At 45.3% G+C, this 20350-nt stretch carries 15 protein-coding genes and 1 other RNA gene; 13 read left to right on the forward strand and 3 right to left on the reverse strand.

The window, feature by feature from the left end; translation table 11 throughout:
- Nucleotide 1: 1 nt before the first annotated feature.
- The 3 genes from pxpB to KDM92_RS11850 all read right to left on the reverse strand — a co-directional run bounded on the left by pxpB (nt 2) and on the right by KDM92_RS11850 (nt 2981).
- Entirely contained in the window at nt 2-682 is a 681-nt protein-coding gene (gene pxpB, locus KDM92_RS11840; protein ID WP_329603153.1) for a 5-oxoprolinase subunit PxpB, read from the reverse strand.
- A gap of 25 nt (nt 683-707) precedes the next feature.
- The gene (locus KDM92_RS11845; protein ID WP_212684660.1) at nt 708-1430 is read right to left on the reverse strand and encodes a hypothetical protein; all 723 of its coding nucleotides are present in this window, start codon (nt 1428-1430) and stop codon (nt 708-710) included.
- 138 nt (nt 1431-1568) lie between these two features.
- On the reverse strand, nt 1569-2981 hold the full coding sequence (locus KDM92_RS11850; RefSeq protein ID WP_212684661.1) for an MBL fold metallo-hydrolase RNA specificity domain-containing protein: 1413 nt from the start codon (nt 2979-2981) through the stop codon (nt 1569-1571).
- A gap of 499 nt (nt 2982-3480) precedes the next feature.
- Between KDM92_RS11850 and KDM92_RS11855 the strand changes: the two genes are divergently transcribed.
- The 13 genes from KDM92_RS11855 to murG all read left to right on the forward strand — a co-directional run bounded on the left by KDM92_RS11855 (nt 3481) and on the right by murG (nt 20342).
- Nucleotides 3481-4089, forward strand: a complete 609-nt coding sequence (locus KDM92_RS11855) for a chalcone isomerase family protein (RefSeq protein WP_212684662.1) — start codon at nt 3481-3483, stop codon at nt 4087-4089.
- A 288-nt stretch (nt 4090-4377) separates the two neighbouring features.
- An RNA gene (gene rnpB / locus KDM92_RS11860) (RNase P RNA component class A) lies at nt 4378-4757 on the forward strand.
- 361 nt (nt 4758-5118) lie between these two features.
- Nucleotides 5119-8307, forward strand: a complete 3189-nt coding sequence (locus KDM92_RS11865) for a bifunctional diguanylate cyclase/phosphodiesterase (protein WP_212684663.1) — start codon at nt 5119-5121, stop codon at nt 8305-8307.
- A 575-nt stretch (nt 8308-8882) separates the two neighbouring features.
- Nucleotides 8883-9311, forward strand: coding sequence for a division/cell wall cluster transcriptional repressor MraZ (gene mraZ / locus KDM92_RS11870; protein ID WP_189346054.1), 429 nt, complete (start codon nt 8883-8885; stop codon nt 9309-9311).
- A gap of 9 nt (nt 9312-9320) precedes the next feature.
- Complete coding sequence (gene rsmH, locus KDM92_RS11875) at nt 9321-10274, forward strand: 16S rRNA (cytosine(1402)-N(4))-methyltransferase RsmH (protein WP_212684664.1); 954 nt, start codon at nt 9321-9323, stop codon at nt 10272-10274.
- Nucleotides 10274-10549 carry a cell division protein FtsL gene (ftsL, locus tag KDM92_RS11880; RefSeq protein ID WP_212684665.1) on the forward strand — a complete coding sequence of 92 codons (276 nt, stop codon included), beginning with the start codon at nt 10274-10276 and terminating at the stop codon, nt 10547-10549. Before rsmH ends, ftsL begins: the two co-directional genes overlap by 1 nt.
- Nucleotides 10546-12306 carry a peptidoglycan D,D-transpeptidase FtsI family protein gene (locus tag KDM92_RS11885; RefSeq protein WP_329603154.1) on the forward strand — a complete coding sequence of 587 codons (1761 nt, stop codon included), beginning with the start codon at nt 10546-10548 and terminating at the stop codon, nt 12304-12306. The genes ftsL and KDM92_RS11885 overlap by 4 nt, the downstream gene beginning before the upstream one ends.
- Nucleotides 12306-13862: a UDP-N-acetylmuramoyl-L-alanyl-D-glutamate--2,6-diaminopimelate ligase gene (locus KDM92_RS11890; protein WP_230408315.1), complete on the forward strand. Its 1557-nt coding sequence runs from the start codon at nt 12306-12308 to the stop codon at nt 13860-13862. The genes KDM92_RS11885 and KDM92_RS11890 overlap by 1 nt, the downstream gene beginning before the upstream one ends.
- Complete coding sequence (locus KDM92_RS11895) at nt 13862-15262, forward strand: UDP-N-acetylmuramoyl-tripeptide--D-alanyl-D-alanine ligase (RefSeq protein WP_212684693.1); 1401 nt, start codon at nt 13862-13864, stop codon at nt 15260-15262. The genes KDM92_RS11890 and KDM92_RS11895 overlap by 1 nt, the downstream gene beginning before the upstream one ends.
- 39 nt (nt 15263-15301) lie before the next feature.
- The gene (gene mraY, locus KDM92_RS11900; protein ID WP_212684666.1) at nt 15302-16471 is read left to right on the forward strand and encodes a phospho-N-acetylmuramoyl-pentapeptide-transferase; all 1170 of its coding nucleotides are present in this window, start codon (nt 15302-15304) and stop codon (nt 16469-16471) included.
- Nucleotides 16472-16510: 39 nt separating this feature from the next.
- Entirely contained in the window at nt 16511-18025 is a 1515-nt protein-coding gene (gene murD / locus KDM92_RS11905; protein WP_438947464.1) for a UDP-N-acetylmuramoyl-L-alanine--D-glutamate ligase, read from the forward strand.
- A gap of 83 nt (nt 18026-18108) precedes the next feature.
- Nucleotides 18109-19242, forward strand: a complete 1134-nt coding sequence (gene ftsW / locus KDM92_RS11910) for a putative lipid II flippase FtsW (RefSeq protein WP_229827250.1) — start codon at nt 18109-18111, stop codon at nt 19240-19242.
- Complete coding sequence (gene murG / locus KDM92_RS11915; RefSeq protein WP_212684667.1) at nt 19239-20342, forward strand: undecaprenyldiphospho-muramoylpentapeptide beta-N-acetylglucosaminyltransferase; 1104 nt, start codon at nt 19239-19241, stop codon at nt 20340-20342. The genes ftsW and murG overlap by 4 nt, the downstream gene beginning before the upstream one ends.
- Nucleotides 20343-20350 lie beyond the last annotated feature (8 nt).

Consider the following 20350-nt stretch of genomic DNA (forward strand, 5'->3'; position numbering starts at 1 on the left):
CTCAGCCTTCGACAATAAAGCTTACTGTATCGCCGGGTTGCAACAAGCTAGCGGGCGATCTATGTGGATCAAACAGGCGTAGTGAGGTATGACCAATAATTTGCCAACCACCGGGGCTAGCTGCCGGATAAATGCCAGTTTGATTGCCGCCGATCCCAACAGAACCCGCTTCTATTCTTGTGCGCGGTTCGGTTCTTCTTGGAGTTGCTAATTGCGGATTTAAGCCGCCAAGGTAGGCAAAGCCAGGCTGGAATCCAAGAAAGTAAACCAAGTAGTTAGCTTCGCTATGTAGTTGAATCACTTCTTCGGTACTCAGCTGGCAATGATCTGCGACGATGGCCAAATCTGGACCATATTGCGCGCCATATTTCACCGGAATTTGTACATGCCGTGTCGCCGATTCTGTCACTTCAGTAGTTGCAGCCAGTTCCTCTAATTGTGCCAAGATGGCTTGCGGTGGATGGCGTATTGGATCGAATACTAGCGTTAGATTATTCATGCCAGGAACCACATCGATACAAATATTTAGTGTTTGTATTTTTTGCGCAATCGCCCAAATTAAGCGCTGGCAATCGAGGTCGATGTGCGTGGAAATCGACTGCATCACAGCCGATCTTTCGCCGAGCAAATGGAATGTAAATTGAGGCTTCAATGTTTGATGTTGTTGATGCGTTGCATTCACTGAGAGCCTCAAGTTGTGCGGAAATTTACCAACGGAATCCAAGTTTGACACTGACCGTGTCATTGTCGCCAGTGCGATCCACTTCAGCCGCTAAGTTCATCAAGCCTAAATTTGCATTCAGACCAGCAAATAATTTATTCGCGGTAGTACTTTCTTTTCTTAAACCAATGACATTAGGAGATAGATTGCCCCACACACGTCCCGCGCCAACGTAAGGTGTGAACATAACAAAGCCTTTGGAAACCAAGAATTCGACACTCTTACTATTGAACCCCAATTCATTGACACCGGATAATTTGGAGTAAGCACCACGGACTGAAATCGCTGGCAAGGCGACATTTCCTTCGAGAAGGGCATAACGCGCTTCTAAGCCCATTAATTTGATATTGGAATCAGGAACTGCACTTAAGGATGCGCCAATATCGATATTCAAAGGTAAACCTTTATGAATATGTAATCGCGGAACGATGAGTGTAGACACGTCGCTCCCGGCTTTCTTCCATACCGCGCTATTACCCAACTGCGTAATAGACAATTCGCCACCTACATCAAATCCAGTAATGCCTAATGCTGCTGCCGGCGTCACCGCTTTATAGCTGGCTACCGAAGTGAAATCGCTTGCGAGTCGTTTGAACTCGGGCTGACTTAATGTTTTGAGTTGAGCAAAGTCATTTCCTGCCGATGCCAAACCAGAACAAGCTAACAATAATCCACCACCAACAACGCGCAAACTCTTTTTTGAAAACATAGAAACTCCAATTCGTTGATCAGTTCGCCCAAATCAATTTTATGAAAACATATTTAAGCGAACACAAATTTTACCTTGCCCGCTCGAATCGTAGTGGATAATTAATGTTTTACATAGGTATGCTTGATACAGGTTTGCTTAATCTAGAATCTTAAAATCAGGCAGGCTAAATCGTTGATTTTTTTGAGGAATGTGTATCTCAGTATTTTTTAATTGAGATGCAAAGCTTTGCATAACGTCTTCTTCGCCATGTACTAAGACCGTATGTGTTGGCGTAATTTTCTTTTGCCAAGCCAATAATTCAGCGCGGTCCGCATGTGCTGAAAAACCGTTGATGGTATAAACATTGGCGTTGACATCAATTTCTTCACCGAACAAGCGAACACTTTTAGCCCCGTCAATAATCTGTCTTGCCAAGGTGCCTCGTGCAGCAAAACCAACAAAAATCACACTCGCGTTTCTGCGCCACAAATGATGTTTTAAATGATGCCTTACCCGACCGCCATTACACATACCAGCGCCAGCCAGAATGACTGCACCACTGGTGATGCGATTAATTGCCATGCTGTCCGCTGCATCATGTGTAATGTGCAAATTATTTAATTGAAATGGATCGCGTTTTTGTTTGAGTAATTTGGCAGCTTCTTCATCGTAGCATTCAGGATGATCCCGAAAGATTTCGGTTGCCGAGATTGCCATCGGTGAATCAAGAAACACATGCATGGCAGCAGGCAGTTTGCCTTTTTCAACACCTTCACGCAAATACCATAAAATCTCTTGCGCCCGTTCTAGCGCAAAGGTCGGAATAATAACGTTGCCACCGTGTTCAAAGGTGTCGTTAATCGCTTGATAAAATTCTTTTACCGATGCATCAAGTGAACGATGTAGTCGATCACCGTAGGTGGTTTCCATGACGACGATATCCGCAGGCGGCGGAATCACTGGATCACGTAAGATTTTACGACCCTTGCTGCCTATATCGCCTGAAAACACTATCCAACACGTTTTACGTCCTTCTTTTAATTCTAAATAAATACTGGCTGAACCGAGAATATGGCCAGCATCATAGAAAGTTGCGGTAATGCCGGGAGCAACTTTGATCGCCTTATTGTAGTGCGCGACCCTGCCAAAAAAATCGAAGCTACGCGTAGCATCATATAAAGTGTAGAGCGGTTCATCCTGCGTCACGCGTTTTTGTGAGTGCCGCTGTTGTTTGCGTAACTGCGCACGCGCATCAGCCTCTTGCAGATGTGCAGAATCGAGTAGCACCAGACGAGCCAAATCTTTGCTGGCAGCACTCGTGATGATTTCTCCTCTAAAACCTCGTTTTACGAGCAAAGGAATACGGCCACAGTGATCCAGGTGAGCGTGGGTTAACAGCAAATAATCAATTTCTGCAGGATCAAATCCAAAGTCTTCGGTATTTTCATCAGAAAGATCATGACCGCCTTGAAATAAACCACAATCAATTAAGACCTTTTTACCCGCACATTCGATTAAATGACATGAGCCTGTGACATCTTTATTGGCACCGTGGAATGAAATTTTCATTGTGTAGTCCTGATTATATGCAGTGTATCCATTGAATTTAGATAGGCGAGTGAAAGAGAGTGCCCGTAATAAATGTTATTAACCATTGACTCGGGCTAAGAGAAAGATAGTAAGCGACTAGTGTATGTCGGATTGTGTATCTCCAGCATCATCGAATGCTTGATTCTGCGCAAATTGATCAAGTTTTGTCGAAATTCTTGATTGATGCTGTCGATGCTGCTGGCAAAAGAACTTTGTCACTTCTAGATTGCTTTCTTGCTGCGTATTCGATGCTTGTATAGAACCAAGGGTTTTAATTATTTTTTAAGCTAGGTTGAATATCAATTGCATGGTTTTTCGTTAAGAAAATTGCTGCAAGATTTCGAGTAACCATTCCAATCCTGTCTTTTCCAGCTGCATTTGCTTGCACCTACTAAGCTTTTTCACTATCTTCTAAAAGTAAAAAAATACCAGCATTCAGCCAAAGTGTTGAATGACATTATAGAAACTAGGAGACAGCATGAAACTTCCACTCATCTTCAAAATAGGCTTAGTCAACGCTGCAATGGTATGTGCATCGATGTTTTCATCGAGCGCAAGTGCCGATACGGTAACGGTATCTGGGGTGAAGCTCGACGACTCGGTACAAGTTGGCTCTCAATCCTTGAAACTGAATGGAGCAGGGGTTCGGTACAAGGTGTTTTTCAAGGTATATGTCGCTGCACTATATTTGCCAGAGGAAAAAAATACTACAGCCGATGTTTTAGCAATGCCTGGTGCAAAACGTGTCACCTTGGTGATGATGCGTGATCTTAGTAACGATGACTTGGGACAGCGCTTTATGGATGGGCTACGAGCCAATCTTGATATTGATGAGCGTTCCAAATTAATCAAACCGATGATTAGTTTCGGCAAGATGTTTTCCTTGGTTCCAGTATTAAAGAAGGGCGATATCCTAACCTTTGACTGGGTGCCAGGCACAGGTGTGGTATGTCAATTTAATGGTCAAAAGATAGGCGAGACGATCAATGATTTGAGCTTTTATAACGCAGTCTTGCGTATTTGGATAGGCAAAGAACCTGCTGATGAAGCCTTAAAACAAAAAATGTTGAATGCGAAAGCTGCTTAATTTTTACTATGATTATTGCGGCACTTGGTAAGATTAAGTGCAATGCAATAGCTCGATAAATTAGTGCTGTAAGTTATTGCTTAGCTTTGCAAACAGAAACGTCAATTTACGCTTGTGAATTGACGTTTTTTTATGCTGATTCGATTTGCTTATTGAACAGTTTTGCATGGCATTGGTTTAATTTGATCATTGGCGTGAAGGAGTTCGGTAGGGATTTAGGAGAATAATTCGGTGAATAAATTCCAGCTTCGTTTAGGGATTCAAGAGCTAGCTGTTACAATAGCGCATGAAGCAGGCCAGACAATCGCTGGTTGTCGTGCTGATACGATGACGGGAGGAAGGTCCGGACTCCATAGAGCAGGGTGACGGCTAACGGCCGTACGTTGAAAGCCAAGGCGCAAGCTAAGGTATAAGGCGAGGAATAGGGCCACAGAGACGAGTCTTTGGGGAGTAGCGGGCGCAAGCCTATGCTAAACCACAAAGGGTGAAACGCGGTAACCTCCACCTGGAGCAATTTCAAATAGGCACGCGTTGAGGTGGCTCGCTGAGCGTGCGGGTAGAAAGCTTGAGCGGCGGAGCAATTCGTCGCCTAGAGGAATGATTGTCATAGCGTGATGCAGCAATGCAAAACGCCGTAACAGAATCCGGCCTACCGGCCTGCTTCATTTTTGTACTTCCCTTCGATTTTATCCTCCATTATTTATTTCTCGGTTGCTGATGCATAGCGTATCTATTTGATATTGACTCGGTGTTTGATAGGCATCGCAAGAGCAGGATTTCTTGGTATGAAGACATGCCAGTGTTACACTTCAAGAAATAAATTAAATACGATTAATTCAGTGAACATTCTGTGACTGAGGAGCAAAAGTCATTGCGTGCGTTTCGCTACGAATTTGTTGCACTTGATGCTTTGTCTTGCCCATCCAAGTTCCCACGAGTTCTCGTATTATTTGCTTTTGTCAGATTTGTTCGTATGCTTGCTTGCGCGCTGTGCAGAAACAAATACGATCTTTCATTAAGGGGTGATGCATGGTGCGTAGTACTAAAAAGCACGAAGCTAAAGAGGTACCAGTTTGGCTCTTAGTTAGTTGCGTACTGCTCATTATTTTCGCGATTGTAGGGCAAACTTGGTGGTCTATCGTACAAGACCGTAGCCTAACCTTGGCTATCGCCAACAAAAATAGTTTGCTGAATTTAAGGATTCTCGAAGAGCATGCCAACCGCGTACTGCACGACGCTAGTCGCGCCACGATCGCAGCCGCAGAAGAATTGCAAACCAAAGGTGATCAAATCTTCAATGAAGAAGCGAATTTGCGCCAAATACTAAGTATTCAGCGACGTGATTCAGAGTTTATCTCGGCACTGTCGGTGCTTGATAAGCAAGGTAAGCTACGCGCATCGTCTTCTCGCTTTCCAGTTGAACCTACTGATTTATCCAAACAAGATCACATCGCATTTTTGAATTTACCACTTAATGCCTACCAAAAAACAGTTCAGCTCGGTTCACCATATATTCCCAAAAAGACAGCGCAAGCGATTCTTCCTTTAGCACGAAATATTTTCTCTACGACGGGACAGCCCATTGGGCAAGTACAGGCCGAAATTAGTTTAAGTTATTTTCAAGATTTTTATGAGCGTGTAGCAAAAGACGCGGGTGCGAAAATTTCTTTGTATGACAAAGATGGCATGGTGATCGTGCAAACAATGACGCGCCATGCGAATTTGAAAGCGGAGGCAGACGAAGCCGTGGTGGTGCGTGTGAAAAGTAGTTTCGACGAGCAAGGTCGTTTGGAGAGTGCGCTTATCGGTGCGGATAAGCGTACAAGCTATACCTATCTAAAAATGAAGGATTTTCCTCTAGTAGTGGTATTGGGGCGAGATCTGGATACGATCCTACTGGATTGGCAGAAGCGCTTGGAGCAGCGTTTATTATTCGCCGGTTTATCGATTATTTTCACATTGCTGCTGGCAGTGTTGCTCTATAAAAAAGTGCATCATCTTAAATTGTCGAGAGAAAAACTGACTGAAAGCGAGCGCCGTTATCGCTTGTTGTTTCAAGATGCGCAAGACGGCATTCTATTAATCGATAAAACTTATCATTTTGTTGATGGCAATCAGAACGCATTGGATATGCTGGCGGTCGATAATAAAGCCGATTTGTTAAGTCTCGATATTGAGGAATTCTCCGCTGATTTGCGTTACACCCAACCAACCGTTGCTGCGAAAAAAGCGGAGTCAATTAAGAAGTTTGTTGATCTTGCGTTTAAAGGCAAGGTGCAAAAATTTGAGTGGATCGCCCACCGTCGTGGCAAAGATTGGTTTAGTGAAGTTACCTTAAGTCGAGTGAAGATTTCGACCGAACCTATGGTGTTTTGTGTGATGCGTGACATCTCACAGCGCAAACATGCTGAACGATTGTTACAAGGGCAAAATCAGCTTTTGCAATTGATTGGAAGTAGTGAAAGCTTAGAGTCGATTTTGATCGATACCTGTCATTTCGTTGAAAGAAATAATCCTCACTGGCATTGTGGTGTGCAGTTATTGTCGGTTGATCAGCGTGTTTTCACGCAAACGGTCGGACATCATTTTCCAGAGATCTTACGTCGACAGCTCAATGAAGCACCGGTGTGTCATGGTAATGGTGTTTGGAGTGAGGCGGTGCTTGAGATGATTCCAGTCTGGACGCAAGATATACCCAAATCACCAACGATGGAATTTATCGCACAACGGAAATTGCTGGCGAATTATGCCGCAGTCGGTTCATGGCCGATTATGGGTAAAACGGGCTTGATTTTAGGTACATTCACTTTATTCACCGAGTCTTCCGCCGCACTCAGTAACGAAGACTTGAGCTTGATTAGCATTGCGACCGATGTCTCAAGTATTGCAATTGAAGGCAAGCGAGCCGAAGAAAAAGCGATTCGACTGGCGCATTATGATGAAGTGACCAAGCTGCCGAATCGGTTTTTATTCAATCAATATTTGTCCAAGGCTCTGGTGTACGCGGAAGCAACCAAAGGCACGCTAGCAGTCCTGCTGCTCGATTTGGACAGGTTTAAAGCCATTAATGATAGTTTCGATCATGATGAAGGCGATAAAGTACTGTGCAATATTGCGTCTCAATTAAGGCAAACTTTATCTGAGTCAGACACGATTGCGCGGGTTGGTGGTGATGAGTTTATGTTATTGCTGGATCGTTATAAGACCCCGCGTGAGCTAACCGACATTGCGGATAAATTATTGCAAGTAGTTGCGACGCCATTTGAGATCAATGGGCAAGAATTGCAAATTAGTGCCAGTATCGGGATCGCTGTTTATCCAGAGGATGGTATAGACGCGCAAATTCTGATGAAAAATTCAGAGATTGCAATGTATCGTGCCAAGCATAAGGGTAAGAATAATTACCAATTCTATGATGCGCATATGAATGTGCACACGATAGAACGATTGTCGTTTGAAGCGCAATTACGGCGTGCATTGGAGAACCGTGAGTTCGTGGTGTTCTACCAACCAAAGGTCAGTGTCTTAAGTGGAAAAATTGTCGGTGCAGAAGCCTTAATTCGTTGGAACCATCCAGAGAATGGCATCGTTTTACCAACGCAATTTATTGGTTTGGCAGAAGAAGCTGGCATGATAGGCAAAATGGGTTTGCAAGTTTTGGATATTGTGTGCCGAGATATCGCACAAATGGAAATGGCTTACGGCGCATTTGGCAGAGTGGCGATAAACCTGTCTGGCGCGCAGTTTAACGATCCGTTTTTGTTAGACGAGCTGCAAAAGGTAACGGAATTCTGGAAGATTACGCCAGAAAGTATAGAATTCGAAATCACAGAAAGCATGGTCATGAACAATCATGAGCAAGCAATTGCGCACATGGATGGTTTAAACGCGGCTGGCTACACTTTGTCGATCGATGATTTTGGTACGGGTTATTCATCCTTGGCTTACTTAAAACGTTTCCCAGTGAATAGCTTAAAAATTGATCGCTCCTTCATTCAAGATATGCCAGCAGATGCCAATGACACGGCAATCGTGTTAGCGATTGTGGCGATGGCAAAGACCTTGGGATTGAAGGTGGTTGCAGAAGGCGTGGAAAACGTCACTCAGCTTGATACCTTGATGTCCTGCTCATGCGATGAATATCAAGGCTTTTACTTCTCCAAAGCCCTCCCTTTTGAAGAGTTTATGGTTTTGCTGGAAAGTACTAATTTGTCATAAAAATCGCTAATTCAGTCTAAATTGACTTCAATTTGCGCTACGGGTTGCAATCGCCCGTAGCAGATTTGAAGGGTTTTATTCGTGTCGCTGATAATTTTTTAACTTGCGGATAATATTGGTAGTTAGCTGTGTTCGGCGTACTTGTCTTCGTCAGTTAATTATGGCCATCGTACACTTGCTGTTGATCGCTTGATTCTTCATTTGACGCGTCACTTTAAATATTATTCAAAAGAAATCATTTCTCTTTAAGTGACAAACTGTCGCTTTTCATTCGGCATTTTGCTGATGGTCTTGCTAGGGCTAAACACATGAGTATATGTAATGTCCTACTTTCACTATCTTTTGTAAGTCCCTAATTTATTGGGATATTCTCCATTTTTCTGGTTTAACTAGTTGCGCTAAGTCATTGACTTTATTCATTTATTTCGCATTTTCCTGCGTAAATTCGCTTGACCATGCTCAAGCGATCCACTAAAGTGGGGAAAAGTGTGAAAAAGTGTTTTTTTGTGGCGTAAATTCACAAAATATTTTTCAGCACAAATTAATGATCATTACTCCAAATTTAGGGTTATCTAGTGTTCCAAGGCGCCTCTGCACTTAATCTCGATGCGAAAGGTAGGATGTCTATTCCTGCTAAGCATCGTGACGCCTTAAATGTGCAATGCGAAGGTCGTGTAACCCTAACTCGCCACCCTGATGGCTGTCTATTATTGTTTCCCCGTCCAACTTGGGAATCGCATCGCGAGCAAATTGCTGCTTGGCCTATGGCAGCACGCGCCTATCAACGTATTTTGTTAGGTAATGCCTGCGACGTTGAGATGGATGGCAGTGGTCGTATCTTGGTCGCGCCAGAACTGCGCAATGCAGTTGGAATGCAGCGTGATGTCATGTTGCTGGGTATGGGATCGCATTTCGAAATTTGGGATGCGAATAAGCTCGCCGAAAATGAAGCCAAGGCAATTGCCGACGGTATGCCTGATGCTTTAAGTAATTTTTCTTTTTAACCGAGCATCATGACTGTTACTACTCCGAGCGAGCTGATTCACCATACGGTGTTACTGGATGAGGCTGTAGACGCTCTCAATATTCAGGGTGCGCGTATCAACGGTGTGTATGTCGATGGCACATTTGGGCGTGGTGGTCATAGTCGCAAAATACTCAGTCAGCTCGGGCCGCAAGGTCGCTTGATTGCTTTTGATAAAGATCCTTACGCAATCGCTAATGCTGAGCAAATTCTCGATCCACGTTTTTCTATTGTGCATGAAAGTTTTGCAGATATGCACACAGCGCTTAGCGATCTTGGTATTGATCGCGTAGATGGTGTGTTGATGGATTTAGGGATTTCATCGCCACAAGTTGATGATGCTGAGCGCGGTTTTAGTTTTAGAAATGATGGGCCTTTGGATATGCGCATGGACACCACGCGTGGTATCTCCGCTGCGGAGTGGTTGGCGCATGAAGATGAACAAAAAATTAGAGAGGTGATAGAAAATTATGGGGAAGAACGGTTTGCTTTTCAGATTGCAAAGGCGATTGTTGCTCGCCGGGCGAGCGAGTCCATTTCAAGTACTCGGCAACTTGCCGAACTCGTCGCACACGCCGTCAAAACTCGCGAGAAGGGCAAAGACCCGGCAACTCGCACCTTTCAAGCTATACGGATTTTCATCAATAAAGAGCTTGAAGACCTCGAGATCGGTTTAGTTGCGGCTTACGACAGCCTCGCGCCCGAGGCACGAATGGCGATTATTAGTTTCCATTCATTAGAAGACCGCATCGTGAAGCAATTTTTTGCTTCTAAGGTGAAAGTTGCGCAGCCAGATCGACGTCTTCCGATTCGGGAAGCCGATTTGCCTAAGCCGCATATGCGTCTCATTTCACGGATGAAGCCGACTGAGCAAGAAGTTCTGCGTAATGCGCGTGCACGTTCTGCGATTATGCGTGTGGCTGAACGAATTGGAGCGAACTAATGAGTACGCGTCTGAATATATTGCTCGGTTTATTGTTGGTAATTTCGGCCTTGTCGCTGATTAATTCCCAATATCAGGCGCGTCGCTTATTTATTGAAATAGAGCGCGCTCAAACACTCAGTCAGCAATACGAAGTTGAGTGGACGCAGCTTAAGTTAGATCAATCAACATTTGGAAAACATGCGCGTATCGAAGCGGTCGCATCTAAAGAGTTGGAAATGTCGCATGTGACACCAGATCGCACGCAATATTTAACGGCGGAGGTGGTGAAGTGAGTCGACCACCTTCTTCACGAACCGCTGCTGGCAAAGGCGTTTCTTTTTCTTCTAGTCCTGTACTAGCAGTTAAATTGCCAGTTTGGCGTTCACGTTTAGTGTTGTTCTTCTTATTTATCGCTTTTGTTGCTTTGATTGTGCGTGCACTTTGGTTGCAAGGTATGTCAACCGAATTTTTGCAGAAGCAGGGCGCGAGTCGTTATGCTCGGACTTTGGAATTATCTGCGACGCGTGGAAAAATTGTCGATAGACATGGACAAGTGTTGGCATCGTCAGTGCCGGTAAAAGCCATCTGGGCGAGCTCAGAAAGTGTGTTGGAAGCACCTCCAGAAAAGATCGCGCAATTAGCCGCGCTGCTGGATATGTCTGAGCAAGAGCTACGAAAAAAGTTGGTTCTGGATAAGCAGTTCGTTTACCTCAAACGTCAAGCTGAGCAAGCCTTGGTTGATAAGGTGCTCGCTTTAAATATTGCTGGCGTGAAGACAGAAAAAGAATACAAGCGTTTTTACCCAGAAGGCGAAGTGATGGCGCACGTTGTTGGTTTTACGAATGTCGAGGACAAGGGACAAGAGGGCATCGAACTAGCATCAGAAAAAAATCTGGCTGGCAAAACCGGTAGCCGCCGCGTGATTAAAGATCGTTTGGGGCGCGTTGTTGAAGATATTGAATCGGTTCGTCCACCGCATGATGGCAAGGATATGCAATTGTCGGTTGACAGCAAGATTCAATACATCGCCTATACACATTTAAAAGACGCGGTTGAAAAATTTAAAGCCAAAGCAGGTGGCGCTGTGGTGTTGAATGTGCAAACTGGTGAGATTTTGGCCTTAGTTAACTTACCAACCTATAACCCAAATGATCGTTCTGTATTAACGGGGGCGCAGCTACGCAATCGTGTGATCACAGATACCTTTGAACCTGGTTCGACGATGAAGCCATTTCCAGTCGCTTTGGCTTTGGATACGGGACGAGTCAAACCGGATACATTGATTGAAACCGCGCCGGGTCATATGACGATTGGCTCAGCGACTATCCACGATGCGCACAAACAAGGTACCTTGACTGTCGCTGGAGTGATTCAAAAATCCTCGAACATTGGTACGGCAAAAATGGCTTTGCAAATTCCACCAAAAGAGATGTGGGAAATGTTTGCTAGTCTAGGATTTGGCCAACAACCGAATATTGGCTTTCCGGGTGCGGTTGCGGGACGTATGCGCAATTACAAAACATGGAAACCGATTGAGCAAGCGACGATGAGCTATGGTCATGGTATGTCTGTATCACTGCTACAAATCGCACGCGCTTATATGATTTTTGCGCGTAAGGGCGACATGATTCCTTTGACTTTTCAACAGTCAACTGCAACCCCGGTTGGAACTCGCATCATTTCTGAAGAGACCGCGATGAAGATGCGGGAAATGCTCGAAAGTGTGACGCAACCGGGCGGCACCGCTACCCAAGCGCGCGTGCCGGGTTATCGCGTTGCTGGAAAGACTGGTACCGCGCACAAGATAGAACACGGTAAATATGTGAATAAATACATAGGCGATTTCGTTGGATTTGCACCTGTGTCGAACCCGCGCATTATTGTTGCGGTGATGATCGATGAGCCTAGTGGTGGTGTTTACTACGGCGGTTCGGTTGCCGGTCCGGTGTTTGCCGCGATTACCGCAAACGTTTTGCGTTCGATGAACGTCGTTCCTGATTCCTCTGTAATGAATATTATTCCTGAACCTAGCGTGCAGGAGAGTTTGTAATGTCTAATTTAGAAAATAAAAATCAATCAATGGCAGTTAGCGCTGTCGCAGAAGTTATTCAGTGGTTGCAAGTGCATGCGCCAAACGCGCAATTACTTTCTGACTCGCGTGCGATTCAACTTGGCGATGTGTTTTTTGCTTTTCCGATCACGGGTAGTAAAGGCGATGGTCGAGCCTTTATTCAGAATGCGATCGAACGCGGCGCAGCTGCAATTGTGTATGAAAAAGAAGGCGCAGCAATTTCGCACGACACTTCGATTCCTCACTTAGCGGTCTCCGGATTAATCGATTTGCTTGGTGAGATTGCCAATCAATGGTATGGCAATCCAGATCAAGATATGTTCTGTGTTGCAGTGACCGGAACCAATGGAAAAACCTCTTGTTCTCAGTGGATCGCCAAGGCTCTTTCAATGCAAGGTACGCCAGCAGCGGTGATTGGTACTTTAGGTGTGGGCAATTATCGTGATGGCATGATGAGCCAATTGCAAGAAACAGGTTTCACTACGCCAGATGCACTGCAGCTGCAAGCGCGCTTAGCTAATTTGAAGAAAAATGGTGCCAAGAGTTTGGCGATTGAAGCATCCTCGATTGGGGTTCATCAAGGGCGCTTAAATGCGCTGCATTTCGATATCGCCTTGTTCACTAACTTGACGCGCGATCATCTCGATTATCACGGTACGATGGAAGCCTATGCCGCCGCGAAAGCAGCCTTATTTGATTGGGCTGGCTTGCGCGCTGCCGTGATCAACGCCGACGATGCATTTGGTGTTGAGTTACTGCAGCAATTATCAAGCAATAAGCCAGAGCTCAAGTTATTGGCTTACAGTATTGATGGCGCGAGCGAAACTGCAATGCCAAGCTTGCGCGCTTCACAATTAAAGACGACCTCGATTGGCACCCAGTTCCATGTCGAATCTCCGTTCGGTAGTGGCATCGTCAAGACGCAAATGATCGGGCGTTTTAATGTCAGCAACGTACTCGGTGTGTTGGGCGTGTTGTTGATGAAAGGGATTGCATGGGAACGTGCAATCGCGACCATCGAAAAACTGACATCGGTGCAAGGACGCATGCAGCAGCTGGGTTCGCAGGGGCAGGCGATGGTGGTAGTGGATTATGCGCATACGCCTGATGCATTAGAAAAAACCTTACAAGCTTTGCAGCCAATTGCGCAAGAACGTCAAGGAAGTTTATGGTGCGTGTTCGGTTGCGGTGGTGATCGTGATCCGGGAAAGCGGCCACAAATGGGGAAGATCGCGCAGATCGCACAACATGTAGTCGTCACTAGCGACAATCCACGCACAGAAGATCCAGAAAAAATTCTACAAGATATTCTCGCAGGAATGCAGGGAACCCCGAATGCAATCGTTGATCGTGCTAGCGCGATTTTATATGCAGTCAAACATGCGCACGCAAATGATGTGATTTTGATCGCTGGTAAGGGCCACGAAAACTATCAAGAAATTCATGGAAAGAAATGGCCTTTTTCCGATGAAGAACATGCGCTGTTGGCATTAGCCACAGTGGCGACAAACAGCGCAATGCGGAGGTCATCTTGATCAAGGCCTCTTTAAAAAAATTGCAGCAAGTAGTAAGCAACGCACAGTTGATTGGTGACGCACATTTTCTTGGCTTGAGTACCGATAGTCGCAAAATTGAACAGGGCAATCTGTTTTTGGCACTGCGAGGTGAGACTTTTGATGCTCACGATTTTCTCAACATGGTGGCAAGCTCAGGTGCTGTCGCGGTTATTGCAGAACGTGTTCCTGCTGGTTTTTCAATTCCAGCCTTGATCGTTCCAGATACAAAGCGTGCATTAGCGGAGATTGCGACATATTGGCGCCAACAATTCACACTGCCTGTCATTGCGGTGACTGGTAGTAACGGTAAGACCACGGTCAAAGAAATGATCGCGTCGATTTTGTTGGCGCAATATGGTAGTGAGCACATGATTTCGACTAAAGGCAATCTGAATAATGAGATTGGAGTGCCGCTGACCGTATTTAGATTGCAAGCACAACATCAAGCCGCCGTGTTTGAACTTGGCATGAATCATCCAGGCGAGATCGCCGTGTTGAGCTCGATTGCGCAAGCGAGTGTTGGTTTGGTCAACAATGCGCAACGTGAGCACCAAGAATTTATGCAAACCGTTGAAGCGGTAGCGATTGAAAATGGTGCTGTGATTCAAAGCTTAGCTGCTGATGGCGTTGCAGTTTTTCCAGCACACGATACTTATACAGAAATTTGGAAAAAATTCGCTGGGCAGCGTAAGACACTGACATTTGGTTTGGTGAATGATGACTCGGTAAAAGCTGATGTGTCCGGCAGTTTTATTGCGCAAGATTTCGGTAGTGAAATCGTCATGACGATACAGTCTGAGTCGATCACAGTGCAGCTTGCTGCAGCTGGTCAACACAATGTTTTGAATGCTTTAGCTGCGGCCGCTTGTTGTTCGGCGATCGGAATTTCAGCTACAAAAATCGCTGAAGGCTTACAAGCGTTTGCACCAGTGTCAGGACGTTTGCAATTGAAGCAAGCTGCAACTGGAGCGCGTTTAATTGACGATACATATAACGCCAATCCTGATTCGGTAAAAGCAGCAATTGATGTATTGGCAAAAGCAAATGCAGAGACGACTTTGGTTCTTGGCGATATGGGTGAAGTTGGGGCGGATGGTGCAGCCTTTCATCAGGAAATTGGATTGCACGCGAAAGCTCAAGGCATCAAACATTTATATACCTTTGGTTCATTAGCGCAAGCCTCTAGTATTGCTTTTGGCGATGGTGCACAACACTTCGAAGAACTAACTGGGCTGTTATTGAACTTAGATCAGCACAGCGGTGGTGGCAATACGATTTTGATCAAGGGCTCGCGTTTTATGAAGATGGAACGAGTCGTTGCGCATTTGATGAATATAGAAAATGCCACAGCCAATTTGTCGACATCCGGAACACATTAAATCAATTAGAAAAATTAAAAATAATTAGGGAAAAATATTATGTTGCTTTGGTTGGCAGAACTGTTTAAACAAGACTTCGGCTTCTTCCGCGTGTTTGGATTCATTACCTTTCGCGCGGTGTTTGCGACAATGACAGCGATCTCGATAGGTTTGATCGCTGGTCCCGCTGTGATTCGTATGTTGACACGTTTAAAAGTTGGTCAAGCGGTTCGTACCGATGGCCCGCAGACCCATTTGGTTAAGTCTGGTACGCCAACCATGGGCGGTGCATTGGTGTTGATCTCTATCGGCATCTCGACTTTACTTTGGTCAGATTTAAGTAATCGTTTTGTTTGGGTCGTATTGATTGTGACCTTGGGATTTGGTGCAATTGGCTGGGTCGATGATTATCGTAAAGTCGTTTATCGCGATCCAAATGGGATGGCATCACGCGAGAAATTTTTCTGGCAATCGTTGATCGGGATTGTTGCGGCGATTTACTTGGCTTTTTCTGTTTCTGCGCCAACCAATACCAAAGTGATGGAGTTATTTGTCGCTTGGGTACAGTCCGGCTTCAGCATGGATTTGCCACCGAAGGCCGATTTAATTATTCCTTTCTTTAAAACTTTTAATTATCCACTTGGTGTATGGGGGTTTATTGCTCTGACTTTCTGTGTCATTGTCGGTACCAGTAATGCGGTAAATCTGACTGACGGTTTGGACGGTTTAGCGATTATGCCAACGATTATGGTTGGCTCTGCTTTGGGTTTGTTTGCCTATCTTACTGGTCATGCTGGTTATTCAAAGTATTTATTGATTCCGTATATTCCAGGTGCTGGCGAATTATTGATTTTCTGCGGTGCGATGGCGGGGGCAGGATTGGCATTTCTCTGGTTTAACGCGCATCCAGCACAAGTATTTATGGGAGATGTTGGTGCCTTGGCCTTAGGTGGTGCGCTTGGTACTGTGGCAGTCATTGTTCGTCAAGAGGTCGTGTTGTTCATCATGGGCGGCATCTTTGTGGTGGAGACATTCTCGGTGATGTTGCAAGTGCTGTACTTCAAATTTACCAAAAGAAAATATGGTGTTGGAAAGCGACTATTTTTGATGGCACCGCTGCATCATCATTTTGAACAAAAAGGTTGGAAGGAAACGCAAGTAGTGGTGCGTTTTTGGATTATCACGATGTTGTTAGTGCTCTTGGGCTTAGCCTCATTGAAGCTGCGTTGATGGCACGACACTACGTAAAAGCGAAAAAATGAATTGGAAATGCTGCTGATGAATACGATGTTCTTGGACAAGCAAATATTGATCGTAGGGCTAGGAGAATCTGGCTTGGCGATGGCGCGTTGGTTGCAGCGTTGTGGCGCGCGTTTGCGTGTGCTTGATACGCGTACCAATCCAGATCGCCTATCTGCGTTAAAAGAACTTGCGCCAGAAGCCGAGTTTTTTGGTGGACCATTACAGGCTGCACACGTTGAAGGTGTCGATTTGGTCGTTGTTAGTCCCGGCTTAGCACCAGACGGTGAACTTCAAGTCATTACACAAGTTGCGCAAGAAAAAGATATTCCGATTTGGGGCGAGCTGGAATTGTTCGCACAAGCTTTAGCTGAACTCAAGGAACAAAATCATTATCTTCCTAAAGTAATCGCGATCACGGGTACTAATGGTAAGACTACGGTAACGAGTTTAACTGGCCAACTCTGCGCACGCGCCGGCTTGACAGTTAAAGTCGCCGGGAATATTAGTCCCGCGATGTTGGATGTGTTGTGCGATTGCATAGATACAGAGACGCTGCCGCAAGTCTGGGTATTGGAATTGTCGAGCTTCCAGTTGCATACCAATATCAGCTTGAATCCCGATGTGGCGACGGTACTCAACGTGAGCCAAGATCATTTGGATTGGCATGGCGATATGAAAAATTATTGCGCTGATAAAGCAAAAATTTTTGGAGCGAGCACCGTACAAGTCTTGAATCGCGATGATGAACAAGTGATGGCGATGCGTCGTCCAAATGCGCAGATTGTGAGTTTCTCTTGCACAGCGCCGCAGCATGATGCTGAATTTGGCTTGTTACATGATCAAGGCATGACTTGGTTGGCGGTAGCAAACGCGGACGAGGATGAGCAAATAAGTTCGCGTAAACGCAAAAAAGACGTGGCAGAAGTTCCAGTCACGATTACGCGTTTGATGCCAGCCGATGCATTGAAAATTCGTGGACAACATAATGCCAGCAATGCGCTCGCTGCATTGGCTTTGTGTCGCGGCATAGGCTTGCCGCTCGCGCCTTTATTGCACGCATTGCGTGAATATAAAGGTGAGCCGCATCGCGTCGAATTGGTAACGACAATCGGTGGCGTTGATTATTTTGACGATAGTAAAGGCACCAATGTTGGCGCAACGGTTGCAGCGCTGAAGGGTTTGGGCGAGGAGAATGGTGGTAGTGCTCCCAGAATTATTTTGATTGCGGGTGGAGACGGCAAGGGTCAAGATTTCAGTTCTTTAGCTGCGCCTGTGTCTCGCTATGTGAAGTCAGTGCTATTGATTGGTAAAGATGCTGCTGAGATTCAATCTGCTTTAAATGTGACCGCGGTAGCGATGCAAAGTTTTACTAGTTTGGAAGCTGCGGTGGCACAAGCAAGTGAAATGGCGCAAGAAGGGGACATCGTTTTATTGTCGCCTGCCTGCGCAAGTTTAGATATGTTTAAAAATTACGCGCATCGCGCACAAGTATTTATCGACGCAGTACGTGAAGTTGCATTGAGTCGTGGAGAGATTTGCTGATGAAGCAGCTATTCCTCAATTTGAACCTATGGCGTTCTTCTGGTAGCAGCCAGAATGCTACGCATTTTGCTCAGCGTTCAAAAATGATGGAATACGATCAAGCTTTAGTTTGGGTGACTTTGATTTTGATGGTATTTGGGATGGTGATGGTGTATTCCGCCTCGATCTCTTTACCTGATTCGCCGAAGTATGCGAACTACAAAAATAATCATTTTTTAGTCCGACAAGCGATGTTCGTCACGGTATCGATCTTGGCGAGTTTTATTGTGTTTCGTTTGCGGGTAGAAGATTGGCAAAGATTGGCGCCCTATCTATTCATTGCAACGCTGGTTTTGTTGGTATTGGTTTTGGTTCCAGGTATCGGTAAAGGCGTCAACGGTGCGAAGCGTTGGATATCTTTAAAAGTATTTAATGTGCAGCCATCAGAAATGATGAAGTTGTTCATGGTGTTATATGCGGCGGACTATACGGTGCGCAAACAAGAGTTTATGCACAAACTGACCAAAGGCTTCTTGCCGATGATGATTACGGTTGCGGTGTTAGGTTTGTTGTTATTGCTTGAACCTGATCTTGGTGCGTTTGGTGTGATTGTTTGTATCGCGATGGGGATTTTGTTTTTAGGTGGCATCAACGGCGTTTGGTTCGGCGGTATCGCAGCGGCCCTGGTCGGTATTTTTACATCGGTTATTTTGCTATCGCCGTGGCGACGTGAACGTATTTTTGCTTATCTGAATCCGTTCGAAGAAGACAATGCTCTGGGTAAAGCTTATCAGTTGACACATTCGTTGATTGCATTCGGTCGTGGCGAATTATTTGGTGTCGGTTTAGGTGCCAGCGTGGAAAAACTGCATTACTTACCAGAAGCGCATACGGATTTTTTGCTGGCAGTGATTGGCGAGGAGCTTGGTTTTGTTGGTGTCGCGGTAGTGATCTATTTATTTTATTGGATCGTTAAACGCGCATTTGAAATTGGCCGACAAGCGATAGTGTTAGACGCGACTTTCGCTGGATTGACAGCAAAAGGCATCGGTATTTGGATAGGCATACAAACCTTTATCAATATGGGTGTGAACTTGGGTCTGTTACCAACCAAAGGTTTGACTTTGCCATTAATGAGTTATGGCGGTAGCGGTGTTTTGATTAACTGTATCGGTCTAACCCTGTTGCTCAGAATCGATTATGAAAATCGTTTGATGATGCGTGGGGGACGGATATGACAAGTAAAGATGTAGCTGTGCAAAATAAGAAAAAACATCTATTGATTATGGCCGCAGGAACTGGCGGGCATATCTTTCCAGGTCTCGCGATCGCTGCGGAAATGCAGCAACGTGGTTGGAGCGTTTCGTGGTTAGGAACCAAAACGGGCATGGAAGGTGAGATTGTCGCCAAGCATGGCATTGCTATGGATCAGTTGGACTTTACTGGACTGCGCGGTAAAGGTTTAAAACATAGTATCAGTGGCGCATTTAAGTTATTTGCTAGCTTTTTTTCATGCTTGCAGATTGTGCGCAAGCGTCAACCGGATGTGGTGTTAGGCATGGGCGGTTATGTGACGGTCCCCGGTGGTGTGAGTAGCGCGGTGTTTGGAAAGCCTTTGGTGTTGATGAATGCGGATGCACCTTTGTTGTTATCAAATAAGGCGTTGAAGTTATTTGCAAACAAATTGATGTTTGGCTTGCCTTCAAATGCCCCTATGCAAGAGCAAAAATTTGTTTTTACAGGTAATCCAATTCGCCGTGAAATTACTGCACTTGGATTGCCACAAGAACGATACGCTCAACACGCAGGACCATTGAAAATTTTAGTCGTTGGTGGAAGTTTAGGGGCGCGTGCATTGAATGAAGCAGTTCCTGATGCGTTGGCTTTAATCCCAGCAGATCAACGTCCACAGGTAACTCACCAATCAGGTAAGCAACATGTGGAAGTTTTGCGCCAACGCTACGCAGCACAAAATGTACAAGCAGAAGTTTTAGATTTTATTCACGATATGCCACGTCGTTATGCCGATGCAGATTTGGTGATTTGTCGTGCTGGTGCGATTACGGTATCGGAATTAACAGCGGTTGGTGTCGCTAGTATCTTAGTGCCACTGGTGGCATCTAGTACCTCGCATCAAAAAGCGAATGCGGAGTGGTTGAGTCAGGCCGGTGGTGCGATTCATTTACCGCAAACCGAGTTGACGGCATCGCGTTTAGTAGAATTGATTCTAAGCATGCAGCGTGAACGCTGTTTGCAAATGGCACAAGCGGCATACCAAATGGGAAAACGCGATGCCAATCAAACGATAGCCAAGATATTAGAAGATCTTGCGCAGTAAATGAAAAA

This window comes from Affinundibacterium baiyunense, assembly GCF_018139645.1.
Lineage (GTDB): Bacteria > Pseudomonadota > Gammaproteobacteria > Burkholderiales > Burkholderiaceae_D > Undibacterium > Undibacterium baiyunense.